The sequence below is a fragment of the Rhodococcus sp. O3 genome (assembly GCF_048897285.1).
In the GTDB taxonomy this organism is placed as follows: Bacteria; Actinomycetota; Actinomycetes; order Mycobacteriales; family Mycobacteriaceae; genus Rhodococcus.
In genome coordinates, this window is sequence record NZ_JBMBTE010000122.1 from 1 (window position 1) to 14465 (window position 14465).

20 protein-coding genes are annotated in these 14465 nt (G+C 67.7%); 4 read left to right on the top strand and 16 right to left on the bottom strand.

Translation table 11 applies throughout. The features are described from left to right. Both ACN675_RS23605 and ACN675_RS23610 read right to left on the bottom strand, forming a co-directional pair. Nucleotides 1-379, bottom strand: a 379-nt coding sequence (locus tag ACN675_RS23605; RefSeq protein ID WP_420753148.1) for a winged helix-turn-helix transcriptional regulator, incomplete at its 3' end; no start/stop codon positions are given. 9 nt (nt 380-388) lie between these two features. Next, nucleotides 389-1903 (bottom strand): carotenoid oxygenase family protein, encoded by a 1515-nt coding sequence (locus ACN675_RS23610; RefSeq protein ID WP_420753149.1) that lies wholly within the window; start codon nt 1901-1903, stop codon nt 389-391. Nucleotides 1904-2107: 204 nt separating this feature from the next. On the opposite strand from ACN675_RS23610, the gene ACN675_RS23615 reads away from it, so the two are divergent. After that, nucleotides 2108-3049 carry a TauD/TfdA dioxygenase family protein gene (locus tag ACN675_RS23615; protein ID WP_420753150.1) on the top strand — a complete coding sequence of 314 codons (942 nt, stop codon included), beginning with the start codon at nt 2108-2110 and terminating at the stop codon, nt 3047-3049. 57 nt (nt 3050-3106) lie between these two features. Here ACN675_RS23615 and ACN675_RS23620 read toward each other — a convergent pair whose 3' ends face one another. The 3 genes from ACN675_RS23620 to ACN675_RS23630 are packed head-to-tail and all read right to left on the bottom strand — an operon-like array spanning nt 3107 to nt 5474. Further along, a complete protein-coding gene (locus tag ACN675_RS23620) occupies nt 3107-3970 on the bottom strand; it encodes an LLM class F420-dependent oxidoreductase (protein WP_420753151.1) in 864 nt (287 codons plus the stop codon). A gap of 26 nt (nt 3971-3996) precedes the next feature. Beyond that, nucleotides 3997-4791 carry an LLM class F420-dependent oxidoreductase gene (locus tag ACN675_RS23625; RefSeq protein ID WP_420753152.1) on the bottom strand — a complete coding sequence of 265 codons (795 nt, stop codon included), beginning with the start codon at nt 4789-4791 and terminating at the stop codon, nt 3997-3999. Nucleotides 4792-4838: 47 nt separating this feature from the next. Continuing rightward, nucleotides 4839-5474, bottom strand: a complete 636-nt coding sequence (locus tag ACN675_RS23630; protein WP_420753153.1) for a TetR/AcrR family transcriptional regulator — start codon at nt 5472-5474, stop codon at nt 4839-4841. Nucleotides 5475-5585: 111 nt separating this feature from the next. Between ACN675_RS23630 and ACN675_RS23635 the strand changes: the two genes are divergently transcribed. Continuing rightward, a complete protein-coding gene (locus ACN675_RS23635; protein ID WP_420753154.1) occupies nt 5586-6758 on the top strand; it encodes an acyl-CoA dehydrogenase family protein in 1173 nt (390 codons plus the stop codon). Nucleotides 6759-6767: 9 nt separating this feature from the next. Beyond that, nucleotides 6768-7910: an acyl-CoA dehydrogenase family protein gene (locus ACN675_RS23640; protein ID WP_420753155.1), complete on the top strand. Its 1143-nt coding sequence runs from the start codon at nt 6768-6770 to the stop codon at nt 7908-7910. A 7-nt stretch (nt 7911-7917) separates the two neighbouring features. Here the strand turns inward: ACN675_RS23640 and ACN675_RS23645 are convergent, their stop codons facing one another. Genes ACN675_RS23645 through ACN675_RS23690 form a run of 10 tightly spaced genes read right to left on the bottom strand, consistent with a single transcriptional unit; the run spans nt 7918 to nt 13419 of the window. Further along, complete coding sequence (locus tag ACN675_RS23645; protein WP_197250157.1) at nt 7918-8211, bottom strand: gas vesicle protein K; 294 nt, start codon at nt 8209-8211, stop codon at nt 7918-7920. Next, a complete protein-coding gene (gene gvpJ, locus ACN675_RS23650) occupies nt 8208-8429 on the bottom strand; it encodes a gas vesicle protein GvpJ (RefSeq protein WP_420753156.1) in 222 nt (73 codons plus the stop codon). The genes ACN675_RS23645 and gvpJ (ACN675_RS23650) overlap by 4 nt, the downstream gene beginning before the upstream one ends. After that, nucleotides 8426-9214 carry a GvpL/GvpF family gas vesicle protein gene (locus ACN675_RS23655; protein ID WP_420753157.1) on the bottom strand — a complete coding sequence of 263 codons (789 nt, stop codon included), beginning with the start codon at nt 9212-9214 and terminating at the stop codon, nt 8426-8428. The genes gvpJ (ACN675_RS23650) and ACN675_RS23655 overlap by 4 nt, the downstream gene beginning before the upstream one ends. Then, on the bottom strand, nt 9204-9614 hold the full coding sequence (gene gvpJ / locus ACN675_RS23660) for a gas vesicle protein GvpJ (protein WP_420753158.1): 411 nt from the start codon (nt 9612-9614) through the stop codon (nt 9204-9206). The genes ACN675_RS23655 and gvpJ (ACN675_RS23660) overlap by 11 nt, the downstream gene beginning before the upstream one ends. Next, nucleotides 9611-9934, bottom strand: a complete 324-nt coding sequence (locus ACN675_RS23665; protein WP_420753159.1) for a gas vesicle protein — start codon at nt 9932-9934, stop codon at nt 9611-9613. Before ACN675_RS23665 ends, gvpJ (ACN675_RS23660) begins: the two co-directional genes overlap by 4 nt. A gap of 17 nt (nt 9935-9951) precedes the next feature. Beyond that, a complete protein-coding gene (locus ACN675_RS23670; RefSeq protein ID WP_420753160.1) occupies nt 9952-10197 on the bottom strand; it encodes a gas vesicle protein GvpG in 246 nt (81 codons plus the stop codon). Nucleotides 10198-10200: 3 nt separating this feature from the next. Further along, a complete protein-coding gene (locus tag ACN675_RS23675) occupies nt 10201-11004 on the bottom strand; it encodes a GvpL/GvpF family gas vesicle protein (RefSeq protein WP_420753161.1) in 804 nt (267 codons plus the stop codon). 2 nt (nt 11005-11006) lie between these two features. After that, the gene (gvpJ, locus tag ACN675_RS23680; RefSeq protein WP_420753162.1) at nt 11007-11417 is read right to left on the bottom strand and encodes a gas vesicle protein GvpJ; all 411 of its coding nucleotides are present in this window, start codon (nt 11415-11417) and stop codon (nt 11007-11009) included. Continuing rightward, on the bottom strand, nt 11414-12715 hold the full coding sequence (locus ACN675_RS23685) for an SRPBCC family protein (protein ID WP_420753163.1): 1302 nt from the start codon (nt 12713-12715) through the stop codon (nt 11414-11416). Before ACN675_RS23685 ends, gvpJ (ACN675_RS23680) begins: the two co-directional genes overlap by 4 nt. A 5-nt stretch (nt 12716-12720) precedes the next feature. Continuing rightward, nucleotides 12721-13419 (bottom strand): hypothetical protein, encoded by a 699-nt coding sequence (locus ACN675_RS23690; protein WP_420753164.1) that lies wholly within the window; start codon nt 13417-13419, stop codon nt 12721-12723. A 240-nt stretch (nt 13420-13659) separates the two neighbouring features. On the opposite strand from ACN675_RS23690, the gene ACN675_RS23695 reads away from it, so the two are divergent. Then, nucleotides 13660-13884: a CsbD family protein gene (locus tag ACN675_RS23695; RefSeq protein ID WP_420753165.1), complete on the top strand. Its 225-nt coding sequence runs from the start codon at nt 13660-13662 to the stop codon at nt 13882-13884. 80 nt (nt 13885-13964) lie between these two features. Here the strand turns inward: ACN675_RS23695 and ACN675_RS23700 are convergent. Next, nucleotides 13965-14465 (bottom strand): TIGR04338 family metallohydrolase (locus ACN675_RS23700; protein WP_420753166.1); only part of this gene is annotated, 501 nt, incomplete at its 5' end.

The following is a 14465-nucleotide window of genomic DNA, read 5'->3' on the forward strand; positions in this document are numbered from 1 at the left end:
GCTGCCCGCACGCGGTGTGGCGCCGACGCGGCAGGCGCGCTCCCGCATCGGCCGACCAGTGCTGCTCCCACGCCCACATGCTCACGAGGACGGTCCACACGCTGCGTCCGCGCGCGGTGAGCACGTACTCGTGGCGTACCGGTTGCTGCTGGTAGACGACCTTCTCGAACAACCCGGCCTCGGTCAACCGGCCCAGCCGCGCGGTCAGCACCGCGTGGGAGATGGGACCGCGCGCGATCCAGTCGCCGTACCGGCGTGCGCCGAGCAGTGCCGAGCGGAGGATCCACAGGTTCCATTCGTCGCCGAGGATCCCGAGGGTCACCGCGAGCGCGTTGTCGCCGCCCGGTTCGAGCGTGGTGAACGTGGTGGGACCGGGCACCGGGGCAGCTTACAAGCCGATCGTGCTGCCCGGCCGGTCGTCCTCACGCCAGCCGGGTAGCGACGATCCGGCGGCCCACGTCGAATGCGTGCCGCTCGAGATCCGCTCGGGCAGCTGCATCCGCGCGATGGGACCGTCGGCGACGTTCTGCGCATCGAACACGAGGCATTCGGAGCGGTCCTCGTTCATGTCGGTGACGAGGGTGACGAGGTAGCCGTCGTCCTCGGACGTCGACCCGATGCGCGGCGCCATCACGGTTTCGCTGCCGAACACGCCGTCGCCGAACGCGTAGTGCTCCTCGTTGCCGGTGAGCACGTCGTGCTTGACGAGGCCGTCGAACAGGAACCAGCCGGGCACGCCCGTCGCGGCGTAGGTGTAGCGGTGCGGCACCCCCGCGTGGTGCGGGTTGATCATGCCGAATTCGGTGATCGACTCGGACAGCCGTTCCTCCTTCACCTGACCGGTGCGCAGGTTCAGCCGCCACCGGTGCAGGTGGGTGCCCATGCGGTCGAGAGCGAGGGACCGGAACAGCCGTTTGTAGATGTCGCCGTTTCCGTCGTCGGCGGGTTCGGGGTCGCTCTGGTGGAAGCCCTCGAGGACGATCTCGTCGCCGCTCTCGTAGGCATTGGTCCAGTGCAGGACGTAGGTGGGGTCGGCGTCGAACCACACGATCTCGTCGGAGTTGCCGCGGCGCGGGATCACCCCGAGGCGCATCGGCATGTCCGGGTGGTACTTCGGGACGTACCGGCCGCGTTCGAGGAGCTGCGGCAGCCAGAACAGCGGGCAGTCGTTGAGGATCGCGTAGTTCTCGGTGAAGGCCATGTCGTGCGGCAGGCGCGGACCGGGCAGTTCCACGTCGACGTAGTGCACCAGGCGGTCCTGTGCGTCGACGACGCCGTAGTGCATGTAGGGCGCGTCGGTGGTGTAGTCGAAGAACAGCATCTCGCCGGTCCGCTCGTCGACCTTCGGGTGCGCGGAGACACCCGTGGACGGGAAGTCGCCGTGCCAGGTCGACTTCCCGAGCGTCTCGAGCGTGGTCGGATCCAGGCGGTACAGCTCACCGCACTGCCAGAAACTCGACAGCGCGACCCCGTTGTGCACGGTGATGTCGGTGCTCGAGCCGTCCTTCATGCGACCGCGCGCGCCCCAGCCGTCCTGCCGGATCGAGTTCTCGGGGCGCTCGGCGATGCCCGCCCACAGCGGGCCTCCGGCCTCCTGCTCGGCGAGAAAGCCGTCGGTGCGGACGAACCGGTTGCGGTAGAACGCTTTTCCGTCGCGAAATCCGACGGCGTGGATCATGCCGTCGCCGTCGAACGGGTGGTAGAGACCCTCGAGTGCGGGATGCGCCGGGTTCTCGGTGTTGCGCAGGTAGACGCCGTCGAGGTCGCGCGGAAGTTCGCCGACGACGGTGAGGTCGTCGGCGCGCCACTCGGTGTGCTGCGGCCGCCACGGGCCGGTGCGGTACGGGTGGTCGTCGTTCTCCGGCAGCGTGGTCAGTACGCGTCCGAGTACTTCGATGTCCATGACGTCTCTTCCCTGGGTCGACGGGGCGGTCGTTCGGAGCGAACGACGACCGCAACTACAGTTAACAGAGTGACAGGTCCGGAGGCAAGGGCCGCCCTGTTCCGCGGACGGATTCGAACCGTGTCGATTCCAACCGGTCCCGGATCCGTTGGTCCGCACTACCGTTCACGGCACCCTCGTTTCGCTCGAACCGAAAGTGGATCCATGACACTCGTCGACGACCGCCCCAACCTGGTCTCCTCCCTCTCCGTGGCACCGATCGCCGGACACATCGGAGCCGAGATCTCGGGCGTCGACCTGTCCTCCGAACTGCCGGCCGAGACGATCGCGGCACTACGCGCGGCACTGCTGAAGCACAAGGTTCTCTACTTCGCGGATCAGCGATTGACCCACGACGAACACATCCGGCTGACGTCGTACTTCGGAAAGGTCACACCCTCGCACCCGCTCGAAACCGAGAAGGGGGCACCGGGATACCCGCAGATCCTCGAAGTCGACAGCCGTTTGTACGCAGAGAAATTCGGCAGTCGCAAGGTCAGCTACGCCAACTGGTGGCACACCGACGTGACCGCGGTGGTGAACCCGCCGGCGCTGTCCGTCCTTCGCGCCGAACTCGTTCCGGACGTCGGCGGGGACACCCACTTCACCGATCTCGCGGCGGCGTACGCGGATCTGCCGGGCTCGCTCAAGCACTTCGTGGACGGGTTGCGTGCCGAGCACCGATTCGGGGGACGGAAGCCGTATTACAGCGCGACGAGCACGGTGGCGAAGGCGGCCGCGGCGGGGCCGACGGTCTCGGAGCACCCTGTCGTGCGGGTACATCCGGAAACCGGGGAGAAGTTGCTGTTCGTCAATCCGGGCTTCACGAGCAGGATCATCGGTCTGTCACCGAGTCAGAGCGACCGCATCCTCGACCTGCTGTTCGAGCAGATCACCGACCCCGCATACACCGCCCGGATCCGTTGGCGGAAGGACAGTCTGGCGATCTGGGACAACCGCGCGACGGCGCATCGAGCGCCGTCCGATCTCGATCATCTCGACGTCGACCGCGTGCTCTACCGCACCACGGTCGAAGGCGACATTCCGGTGGGTCCGGACGGAAGGCCGTCCGCGATCGTCTCCGGCAAGGAGTTCCGCGCGGGCTAACCCGCCCGTGTGCCTTTGTGGCGGCTGGGACCGCCACAAAGGCACACAGAGCTCCGTCTACACAAGTGCCCCGACGAGCTCCCGATACGCGGAACTCGGGAACGTGAACGGGTCGGCGGTGAGCACCTGGATCGCGACCTCGTCGGCCCCGGCCTCGTAGTGCTTCTCGATCCCCGCGACCACCGTGTCGAGATCACCCCACGGAATCAGCGCGTCCATCAGCTTGTCGCTGCCGCCCCCGGTCAGGTCGTCGTCGCTGTATCCGAGACGACGAAGGTTGTTCGAGTAGTTCGGCAGCGCCAGGTAGGAGCTCATGTACGCGTGCCAGATCGCGCGGGCGGTGTCCTCGTCGCGCTCGAGCACCACCGCGACCTCCGGTGCCAGCAGCGGACCGTCACCGAGGATGTCCCGTGCCTGCGCGGTGTGCTCGGCAGGGACGAAGTAGGGGTGCGCACCCGCGGACCGCTCGGCGGACAGGGTGAGCATGCGCGGCCCGAGTGCGGCCAGCACCCGGCGCTCCGACGGCAACCCCTCGGCGTCCAGGGCGTCGAGGTACTCGACCATCCGGCTGTACGGCTTGGCGTACGTGTTCGGGCCCTTCGCGTCGACGACGGGCGCGTGGCTCGTGCCGAGGCCGAGCAGGAAACGGCCCGGATGATCCTCCTCGAACCCGCGGACGGTTTCGACGGTGGCCGCCGGATCGGCGTGCCAGATGCTCAGAATGCCGCTGGCGACACCGAGACGCGTTGTCGCATCCAGAACTTGGCCGTAGATCGACGGAACGCCGTCCCGGAATCCGCCGGACGTCCACAGCCTCGAATACCCAAGTTCATCGAGTTCGCGCGCCGCGTCCAGCGCCGCTTCCCGGGTCTTCCCGCTCAGCCAGAAAGTTCCACCCCACACACTCACCTGTCGTGTCATGAACCCGACAGTAGTGGGGTGACGGGTCAGGCGAGACCGGACAGCGGCGGCGGCGAGTTCTCATCACGCCACCCGATGGCCTCGACCAGTGGCGCCAGGTCGTAGTCCGGGCCGCTGACGCCGACGGTGAACAGCGTGACCCCCGCATCCGCGTAGGCGGCGGCCTGGTCGACGCCGGGCCACGGCACCGACCGTTCGATCTCCGACGCGTGCCGGCCGATCTCGGCGCACCGCTTCTCGACGATTCCCCACTTCTCGACGTGGGTGCCGAGGTCACCGAAGCTGTGCCAGATGTTGCTGTACTTCGCGACGAGCGGCAGTGTCTTCCGCGGGCCACCACCGCCGATGAGGATCGGGATATGGCGTGTCGGGGGTGGATTCAGCTTGCCGAGCCGCGCGGTGATGCGCGGCAGATATTCGGCGAGTAGGGCGAGGCGCGCACCCTTGGTCCCGAACTCGTAGCCGTACTCCTCGTAGTCCTTCTCGAACCAGCCCGCCCCGATGCCGAGGATCAGCCGCCCACCGCTGATGTGGTCGACGGTGCGGGCCATGTCGGCCAGCAGATCCGGGTTGCGGTAACCGCCGCAGGTGACGAGTGCGCCGAACTCGACGCGCTCGGTCTGCTCGGCCCAGGCGCCGAGCATCGTCCAGCACTCGAAGTGAGCACCGTCGGGGTCACCGGTGAGCGGATAGAAGTGATCCCAGTTGAACACGATGTCGACGCCGGCGTCCTCGGCGCGCAGGACGGTGTCGCGGATGACGCCGTAGTCGGGCTGATGCTGGGGCTGGAGTTGGAGTCCGATGCGGATGGGGCGCGTCATGGAAACCACGGTAGGACCACCGATCGCCTCCTGCATCCGAAACCGGATCAGCGGCTGCCGCCGAGCGCGGCGAACTGCGGCTCGAGTCCCACGAGGAACGTCTCGAGCGCGAGCTCGAAACTGTCGTGATCGATCTCCGCGGCGCGCTCGGCGAGGCGGTGCGCGTCCGCCAGGTGCGGGTAGCGGTCGTCGTAGGTGTCGCGGTCGCCGCGGAATCCGCCGGCGAACGACGCGATCGCGGCGCCGAGCACGATGTACTTCACGGACGCGCCGATGAGGGTGGCGGTGCGCGGCGGCCAGCCCGCGCGTGTCAGACCGCCGTGGACGGCATCGGCCCGGTCGAGAGCCCCCGGGCGTGTGCCGGGACTCGAGGCGAGGTACGGAACCATGTTGGGATGCGCGGCCAGCGCCGCCCGGTACGAGCGGGCCCACGCGCGCAGCGCCTCCCGCCAGTCGCCCGTTTCGAAACCCGAGACGTCGACGTCGTCGGCGATGAGGTTGCCGATGTCGTCGAGCAGCGCGTCCTTGGTCGGGTAGTGCGTGTAGAGCGAGGGCGCGCGGACTCCGAGTTCGGTGGCGATCCGGCGCATCGAGACGTCCCCGAGGCCGTGCTCGTCGATCATGCGCAGGGTGGTGTCGCGGATCAGCTGCCGGCTCAGCAGCGGTGTCCGGGGCCGGGCCATCGGCATCCTCCTCGAAGCGGGGACCTGGACGTCCTAACAGTGTACGGTTTATCGTCGGGGCGACGCGGAGCCGCCGCGCGTCCGCGTCCATCACCGGGACGGAAGGCCATCATGAATCTGACTCTCACCGACGAGGAACTCGCATTCCGCGACGAACTGCGCACGTTCTTCACCACCGAGATCCCCGCCGAGCTCCGCGAACGCGTGGCCGCCGGCCGCCCGCTCGGCCGCGACGACATCGTCACCAGCCAGCGGATCCTCAACGCGCACGGCCTCGCCGTGCCGCACTGGCCCGTCGAATGGGGCGGAAAGGACTGGACCTCGGTCCAGCGGCACCTGTGGCTCGACGAACTGCAGCTCGCGTCCGTCCCCGACCCGCTGCCGTTCAACACCGCGATGGTCGGTCCCGTCATCGCCGAATTCGGCTCCCAGGAGCTCAAGGAACGTTTCCTCCCGGCGACCGCGAACCTCGACATCTGGTGGTGCCAGGGCTTCTCCGAACCCGAAGCCGGCTCCGACCTCGCGTCCCTCAAGACCCGCGCGGTCCGCGACGGCGACGACTACATCGTCAACGGCCAGAAGACGTGGACCACGCTCGCGCAGCACGCCGACTGGATCTTCGCGCTCGTCCGCACCGATCCGAACGCACCGAAACGGCAGGCCGGCATCTCGTTCCTGCTCATCGACATGAAGACGCCCGGCGTCACGGTGCGCCCCATCAAGCTGATCGACGGTGGCTACGAGGTCAACGAGGTGTTCTTCGAGGACGTGCGCGTCCCGGCCGAGAACCTCGTCGGCGAGGAGAACGCCGGCTGGAGCTACGCGAAGTTCCTGCTCGGCAACGAGCGCACCGGGGTCGCGCGGGTCGGCGCCACGAAGGTCCGCATCGCACGCGCCAAGAAACTCGCCGCCCAGGTCCGCCTCGGATCCGGGTCGCTGCTCGACGACCCGCTGTTCGCCGCGCGCGTCGCCGAACTCGAAAACGAGCTGCTGGCACTGGAATTGACCCAGCTGCGCGTCGTCGCGAGTTCCGCCGACGGAAAGCCGAATCCGGCGTCGTCGCTGCTGAAGCTGCGCGGCTCGGAGCTGCAGCAGGCCGCGACCGAGTTGCTCACCGACATCGCCGGTCCCGATTCGCTGCCCGTCGGCGCCGACGGCATCGACTCCCCCGACTGGGCACAACGCTCCGCCCCGGTCTACCTCAACAACCGCAAGGTCTCGATCTACAGCGGATCGAGCGAGGTCCAGCGTCAGATCATCGCCTCCTCCATTCTCGGATTGTGAGCAGCCACCATGAATTTCGAACTCGACACCGAACAGGATCTGCTCCGCAAGACCACCCGCGACCTGCTGTCCGGGGTGTACGACGCGGAAACCCGTAACGCGATCACCGCGACCGACCGTGGCTGGAACCCGGAGGTGTGGCGGCAGTTCGCCGAGCTCGGCCTGCTCGGGCTGCCCTTCCCCGAGGAACACGGCGGCATGGGCGCCGGGCCGGTCGAGACGATGGCCGTGATGACCGAGATCGGGCGCGCACTGGCACCGGAACCCCTGCTCGACGCGGTGTACACGCCCGGTGGGCTCGTCGCCGAGGTCGGGAGCGACGAGCAGCGCGGCGCGATCCTGCCTCGCGTCGCCGAGGGAGAGCTGCTGCTCGCGTTCGCACACGACGAGCCCGGTAGCCGCTGGCCGTTCACGGACGTGCGGACCGCCGCGACCCGCAGCGGTGACGTCTGGACCCTCACGGGACGCAAGAACCCTGTGCTGCACGGTGATTGCGCCGACACGTTCGTGGTGTCCGCGACCCTGCCCGAGGGCGGAACCGGATTGTTCCTCGTGGACGCATCCGCCGAGGGCCTGACCCGCACCGCGTACCGCACCCACGACGAACGCCGCGGCGCCCAACTCGCCCTCGAGGGCGTCACCGCCGAACCGCTCGGTGCCTCCGACGTTGCCGACGCGGCCGACGCGATCGTCGCCGCACAGGTACGTGCGCAGGCCGCGCTGTGCGCCGAAGCGGTCGGCGCGATGCAGGAAACTCTGCGGCTGACGACCGAATACCTGAAGCAGCGCAAGCAGTTCGGTGCGCCCATCGCCCGCTTCCAGGCGCTGACCCACCGCGCCGCCGACATGTACGTGCTCCTCGAACTCGCTACGAGCCTGAGCCTGTACGCGACGATGGCACTGTCCGACGGCATCGTCGACCCGACCGTCGCCTCCCGGGCCAAGCTGCAGGTCGGCAGGTCCGCCCGCAGCATCGGGCAGGAAGCGATCCAGATGCACGGCGGTATCGGTATGACCGCCGAATATCCGGTCGGGCACTACGTCAGCAGGCTGACCGCGATCGAACACACTCTCGGCAGCACCGAGGACCACCTGCGGGTCCTGGCCGGGGCGGTCACCGAGCACGAGCGGGTGGACGTCACCGGAAACTGATCGAAGTTCAGGGTGGCGGCAGCAGGGGACCGAGCGGCCCGAGATCGATGTTGAGATCTTCGGGCGTCAGGCCGAAATGCTCGCGCAGCTCGTCCATGCGCTGCTCGAGCAGCATCAGCGTGGTGCCGATGCGTTCGATCTGCTCGTCGCTGAGGTCGCCCTGGTCGACCCGTCGCAGTGCCTGCCGTTCCATCAACTGGCGGAGGAGCTCGACGAGGGTCAGCACCAGGGTGACCAGACCCCGCTCCACGGATTCGGGGTCGGAGTCGATACGCGGTGGCAGCCCGCCGAATTCGGTCACGGACCCTCGATTCCCTGCTGTTCGATTCCCTGCTGTTCGATCCACTGGTCCTCGGCGATGGCACGGACCGACGAGATCAGGGTCCGCAACGAGATGCGGACCATGTCCACGTCGGCGACCGAGAGCACCACGTCGCCGACGATGACGACACCACCGGCCAGCACCCGGTCGAGCAGGTCGACGAGCGCGATCCGCCGCTCCTCGGGCACCTCGCTCACGGGTTCCCCCGGTCCACACCCGCGAAGGAGTACGGGGGCCACGGACCCGTGAGTTCCAGCTCGAGCCCGTCGAACTGGGTGCGCGCCGCCGCGACCGCGTCGGCGAACTCGTCGCTGCGCGCGTCGTCCACGAGGTAGGTGCCGTTGAGCACCATCCTGTCCCGTCGACCGCTCAGCGTAGGGTCGGTCGGAGGTTGCCTGCGCCCCGCGGCCGAGTGCTGCAGCAGCAGTGCATGGAGGGTGTCGGCGCGGTCCGCTGCGGCGCGTTCGGCATCCTCCCGCGCGGACAGCTGCGCCTTCCGCCGCAGTAGATAGGCTGTGCCGGTTCCCTTCTCGGCTCCGGATCCAGCGGACTCCACAGCGCCGGCGGCGATCGCCTCCACGTCCGCGTACGCCTTCACACCCCATTCGGTACGTCCCGCGACGAGGGTGAGCGCCGCGTCGAAGTCCGCCCGGCGCGCCTCGAGCACGTCGCAGACGCGCGCTTCGTCGAGATACACGGTGGCCAGTCGCAGGGGAATCGCCGGAGCCCACCGCACCACGGCGGACACGACGGCATCGTGCGTGCGCGCCACCGTCTCGAGCCATTCGAGATTCTCGAGGTTGCTGCGCAACGCCTCCTCTCCGAACTCACCGAGCGGCACCGTGCCGACGACGGCGGTCAGTCCGGCGGCGGACACGGCGCGGACCGGCTCGCGAGCAACCCCCGTCACGCCGGAGACGGCTTCTTCCGGCAGGTCGGCACCCGTCACCGCGTACACCCACACGCCGTGATCAGCCGTCATCGTCGGTCACCTCTGCATCCTCGACTTCGGCGTCCTCGACCTCGGCGGCGACCGGTTCTCTCCGTGCGGCCTCGAGTTCCGCAATCCGGTCCCGCAGTTTCCGATTCTCGACTTCGAGGTCCTGTTGCGTGCCTTCGATTTCCGCGCGTTTGCCCTTGCTGCTGAGCCACGGGTCGGTCTCCCACCAGTCGATGCCTACGGCCTTGGCCGTTTCCAGCGACGCGATCACCAGGCGCAGCTTGATGGTGAGCAGTTCGATGTCCAGCAGGTTCACCTGGATGTCCCCGGCGATCACCAGGCCCTTGTCCAGGACCCGCTCGAGGATGTCGCCGAGATTCGTCGACTGGTGTCCACCGCCGTAGGGTTGCGGGGACGACGAGCCGCCACCCACCACGGTCATGTCGCTCCTCCTCGGCCCAGGTCGGTGCTGCCGCGCCCGTAGCGTTTGGTTCTCCTGTAGGCCAACAGGTTCCCGTCCGGATCCAGCTCGACCTCGTACAGCGCGAGCATGTCCGCCGACGACGGGATGCGCCGGTCCTCGATCACTTCGATCTCGACCGTCCACCCGTCCTCGGTCGGCTCCACCGACGTGGCGCCCTGCGGCTCCTTCGTCGTCAGTTCGGAAAGGTGCTCGATCGCGATCCGCGCCACCTCGGCCGCGGACAACGGCGGAAGCGACTCCGGCTCGTCGCTGTCTTTGCGGGTCGTTCGTCCGGCCACCGTGATCACCCCTTCTCCTAGATCGGCGGGGCGCCGGTATCCGGCCGGATCATCCGGTTGAGGACGGCCTGCTGCGCCGCGGCCTTCTCGTCGTCGGTGAGGCGGCCGGCGGCTGCCGCCTCATCGATCTCCTCGAGTTCCCGGCGGATGGTGGCCGGGTCGTGCAATTGCTGCTCGACCTGGTCCTGGATGAGTTCGCCGAGCCACAGCACCGCCCGGATCGGGGCGATCGGCAATGTGAGAACGGACGAGATCAGTCCCACGGCTCAGTCCTCCGGTGCTCTTTTCATCACGAAGTCGTACGCGGCCATCGGCCCGAGCAGATCCATCTCCGCCCGGCCCTCCCATTCTTCCGCGAGGGAACGCACGATGTCCTCGAGATCGCCCTGCCGGGACAATTCGATGAGAACCGCCACGTGCGCAGCGTCCTCGTCGTGCGTCGGCTGGCGGACGTTGACCATCGGTTCGAGGTCCTCGAGCGCGTCGACGACCCGCTGGGTGTCCTCGTTGCGCTTTGCTTCGATCGACTGGGTGATGATCTCGCCGAGCATCATTCGCGCGTCACGAGTGGCGTCCTCGGGTTTGTCGCGGATCTCTTCGCGCAAGCGCGCCGCATCCGCGTTCTCTTCGAGAATCTCACTGAGGACGGCTCTTTCGTCGTAGCGTGCCTTGACGACGAACTGCGCCTTGCCCTCGAGTTCGTTCAGCGCCGCTTCGAATTCGTCGCGATGGGCGTCGAGCAGTTCCTCGGACACCGCGTCCTCGTCCGACAGCACCGCCCCGAACCGGAGCGGCAGCACCGGTGCCACGGCGGCGGTCCCGTCCAGCAGTTCCGCATGGGCCTTGAGATCGTCGGGCGTGCCGAGGGGCCGGTCGACCGGTATCTCGCTGACCAGCGCAGCGATTTCGCCGCTGCGTACGACCGAGACGTCGCTCGGGGGGTCGCCCACGCCGGTCGCGTGTGATTCCGCTTCCACGTCGCCCGGGACGATGCCGTAGACGTAGATGCCCGTGCTGCCGGTGACTCCCTGCTCCTCCGGCGTACGTTCATCCGCGGTCGTGTCGGTCATCGCTACTCCCCTCTCTTCGATCCGCGCGGTGCGCGCTGCCGCTTTTCGTCGACGTCTCCGAGGAAATCGGAGACCTTCTCGGTGGCCGCTTCCAGCGCTCCCTTGGTCTTGTGTTTCGCTCCGCCCGAGGTGATGTCACCGACGAGATCGGGCAGGCCCTTCGGTTCGTTGTCGGAGATCTCCAGACGGTTCACGGCCTCGGCGAAACGCAGGTAGGTGTCGACGCTGGCGACGACCACGCGGGCGTCGATCGTCAGCAGTTCGATGCCGACGAGGGAGACCCGCACGAACGCGTCGATCACGAGGCCCTTGTCGAGGATGGTGTCGATGACTTCGGCGAGACCGGACGAGTTCGGGCGCGCCATCGTGCCGCCGCCACCGCCGCCACCGCCGCCGGCGGGTTGGATGGTCATTTCCTGGCTCCTCGTTTCGTTCCGGACGTGGCTCGTGCCCGGCTCCGTGCGGGTGCCCTACGGCGAGCGGGAGGTTCTTCCTCGGCTTCGTCCTCTTCGGGCTCCTCCTCGGGCTCCTCTTCGGGCTCCTCTTCGCCGGGCTCTTCGTCCTCGTCCTCGAGCTCGTCGTCGTATTCGTCCTCGTCGTATTCGTCCTCGGGCTCCTCTTCCTCGGACCCCTCCTCTTCGTCTTCGGGTTCTTCGACAGTGTCTTCTTCGGGTTCTTCGGCAGCTTCGTCCTGCTCGTCGTACCCTTCGTCCTCTTCCTGTTCCTCCTGCTCCTCGCGGCGGGCGGTCTCGTCGTCCTTGACCACCTTGCTGTCGCGGATCTCGCCGTGCCAGCCCTCGATGTCGTCGGGATGCAGGACGCTCTCGGTCATGACGTGACGCTGGAAGTGCTTGAGTTCCAGTCTGGATCGCCGTCCCACGGCCCGCCACAGGTTCGCGGTCTTCTCGAACAGGCCGCGGGGGTGGTATTCGAGCACCAGGATGATCCGCGTGAGATTCTCGGTGATCTCGTGGAAGGTCACCGCGCCGTCGATATAGCCCTTGCCGCCCTTGGAACGCCACACGATCCGTTCGAACGGGACCTGTTCGAGAATCGTCGACTCCCAGTTCCGGCGAGACCAGAAGACCTTGCCGGTCCACTGCAGCTTCTCGTCGTCGGCCTGCTCGACCTGCTCGACCTTCTTCATGAACTTCGGCCAGTCGGCGAACTGGGTCCACTGGTCGTAGGCGAGCCGGACGGGCACCCCGACGTCGATCTGCTCGACGATGTTGGTGAGCTTGATCTTCTTGCCGCCCGAGCCTTTCCGGCCACCACCACCGCCGAAGGACTCCTTCACGTCCTGGAACTTCTGTTTGGCCGTGCCCTTGACGCCCTCGAATCCGGCGCTCATGGCGGCCTTGAGCGGTGAACCGCCTTCCGAGAGCTTCTCGACGCCCGTCAGCGCCGACAGCAGACCGGTGTTGCCGCTGCCTTCGGCATAGTCGTGCAGTCGCCCGGCGGTTCCGGTGATCTTGTCGGTGACGGTGTCCACGGCCCGCTCGGTGACGGTTCCGGCGAGGGTCTGCAGTGCGTTCTGCAGATGCCCGGTCGAGGTGGCGTCGCCGGCCGCCTTCTGCGCCGAACCGGTCGCGCGCGTTGCCGCCTTGCCTGCTCGGCCGGCGGCGCCGGTTGCGGTCTTGCCGGCCTTTCCCGCCGCGCCGGTCGCGGCCTTACCCACCTTCCGGGTGGTATCGGACAGTGCCTTGGTCATGGGACTCAGCTCCTCGTGCGCCGCACGGGGGCGCGCCCGGAGGCCGAACTCTCGGACCGGGTGCTTCGGCGGCGTGGCTTGGGCGCTTGTTCGTCGTCCTCATCGGACTTCTTACGGCGGGGCGCGGATCGCGACCGTGTCGACGAGGCGCTCTCGGAGGTCCGGCGACGGGCCGGGGGCCGCTTCTTTGCGGGCTTCCGCTCCTCCTCGGGCTCGGCATCCTCCGTGTCCTCTTCGCCGGAGGCCTCTTCGCCCGTGCCTTCGTCTCCGGTGTCCTCCTCCGAGGTGTCCTCCTCGTCGGTGGGCTCGTCCTCGTAGGCACCCTGCTCGTCCTCGTCGTATTCGTCCTCGGGTTCCTCGTAGTCCTCGTCCTCTGCCTTGGAGCTCTTGGAACTCTTGCTGGGCAGCAGACTCCCGCCCTGCTGAAGTCGCTCGTTGAGCGAGTCGATCCGGTTGCTCGCGGCGGTGACCGCCGCGGCACGTGCCGCGCTGAGCAGTTCTCCCCGAACGGATTCGGTGATCTTGCCGATTTCCGGTGACGATCCCAGAGCGGAGACACCGCGTTTCATCAATTCCTGAGGGGTACCGGGGAGGCGTCCGCTCAGGCCCGCACCCGCGAGCATCAGAGCGAGTCGCATCTTGTGGGTACGTCCGAGCATGTAGCCGATGCCGACCCCCGCGGCAATTCGTGCTCCACCCTTCATGGTCATCTCCTTCGGCTGCGACCCGTCCCCGCGGGGAGAGTCGGCGATCGAAACTCTGCGGGCGTCCGCCTGCACGTGGGACTGGAGTAACCTGCGTCACACTTCGCGAAACATCGATCCGGAGTTGATCTTCGACCCTAAGATGCGGACCGGTCGGTATGTTGGCGTCCGGTTTCCCTGGGCGGGGTGGGGGTATCCGAACTCGACGAACGACCGCACGTGGCCGGACAGGAGCGCACCATGGCCCACCTCACGAACCGGATCAAGCACAGCGCCGAGGCTGCCGCCGGAAGGGCGAAGCAGACGGTGGGTCGGTGGACCGGAAACCATCGCACCGAGGACAAGGGGAGCCGGCAGCGCTTCGTCGCCGAGTCGAAGAAGCTGGGAGACAAGGTGATTCACGCGGCCGATGAGGGACGCTCGCGGATCCGCCGGTGGTCGCACCGTCGCCCCGACATGCCTTGACCGGTCGAAAACCGCAGAGCCGAAAGCCGCAGAGCCGGAAACGGCAGAGCCGGAAACGAGAGCCGGTAACTACGGAACCGTCATTCGCAGGCGGCGAATCCGCACGCGCGCAACGCGAACGCAGCCTCGGGCCCGATGATCTCGCCCGCCAGCGTCAGGAAACGGTCGACGAATGCCGCCCCGTGTGCCGGTTCGGCCGGATCGTCCGGATCCGACGGATCCAGATGGTGCGCGAGTTCGTGGAGGACCACCAGTTCCCGGAACGCCCAGGCCGTGTTCGCGCGGTGTTCCGGCAGTGCGATGACCGCGGAATCACTTTCGTAGTGCGCTGCCGTGTTCCCGGCGCGCGCCCGTACCCGCACCCGCACAGCGGCGCGCGGCCAGCGCTCCCGAACCCAGTTGAGAGCCAGCACCGCATCCAGATACGCCTGTACCGACTCGATCGACGCGAACCGGCGCTCCACCGGGAGCGTTACACGAGATCCGGCGATCTCCACTTCCCGGATCCCGCGCTCGTCGGCGAGGTCGAACATGCGGCGCACCAGCGACTCGGCCTCGTACACCGCCGCCTTCTGCGTATC

Excerpts from the sequence above, each read along its gene's own strand:
- ACN675_RS23610 (WP_420753149.1), bottom strand. The coding sequence starts at position 1,903 with ATGGACATCGAAGTACTCGGACGCGTACTGACCACGCTGCCGGAGAAC.
- ACN675_RS23615 (WP_420753150.1), top strand. The coding sequence starts at position 2,108 with ATGACACTCGTCGACGACCGCCCCAACCTGGTCTCCTCCCTCTCCGTG.
- ACN675_RS23620 (WP_420753151.1), bottom strand. The coding sequence starts at position 3,970 with ATGACACGACAGGTGAGTGTGTGGGGTGGAACTTTCTGGCTGAGCGGG.
- ACN675_RS23625 (WP_420753152.1), bottom strand. The coding sequence starts at position 4,791 with ATGACGCGCCCCATCCGCATCGGACTCCAACTCCAGCCCCAGCATCAG.
- ACN675_RS23630 (WP_420753153.1), bottom strand. The coding sequence starts at position 5,474 with ATGGCCCGGCCCCGGACACCGCTGCTGAGCCGGCAGCTGATCCGCGAC.
- ACN675_RS23635 (WP_420753154.1), top strand. The coding sequence starts at position 5,586 with ATGAATCTGACTCTCACCGACGAGGAACTCGCATTCCGCGACGAACTG.
- ACN675_RS23640 (WP_420753155.1), top strand. The coding sequence starts at position 6,768 with ATGAATTTCGAACTCGACACCGAACAGGATCTGCTCCGCAAGACCACC.
- ACN675_RS23655 (WP_420753157.1), bottom strand. The coding sequence starts at position 9,214 with ATGACGGCTGATCACGGCGTGTGGGTGTACGCGGTGACGGGTGCCGAC.
- gvpJ (WP_420753158.1), bottom strand. The coding sequence starts at position 9,614 with ATGACCGTGGTGGGTGGCGGCTCGTCGTCCCCGCAACCCTACGGCGGT.
- ACN675_RS23675 (WP_420753161.1), bottom strand. The coding sequence starts at position 11,004 with ATGACCGACACGACCGCGGATGAACGTACGCCGGAGGAGCAGGGAGTC.
- gvpJ (WP_420753162.1), bottom strand. The coding sequence starts at position 11,417 with ATGACCATCCAACCCGCCGGCGGCGGTGGCGGCGGTGGCGGCGGCACG.
- ACN675_RS23685 (WP_420753163.1), bottom strand. The coding sequence starts at position 12,715 with ATGACCAAGGCACTGTCCGATACCACCCGGAAGGTGGGTAAGGCCGCG.
- ACN675_RS23690 (WP_420753164.1), bottom strand. The coding sequence starts at position 13,419 with ATGAAGGGTGGAGCACGAATTGCCGCGGGGGTCGGCATCGGCTACATG.
- ACN675_RS23695 (WP_420753165.1), top strand. The coding sequence starts at position 13,660 with ATGGCCCACCTCACGAACCGGATCAAGCACAGCGCCGAGGCTGCCGCC.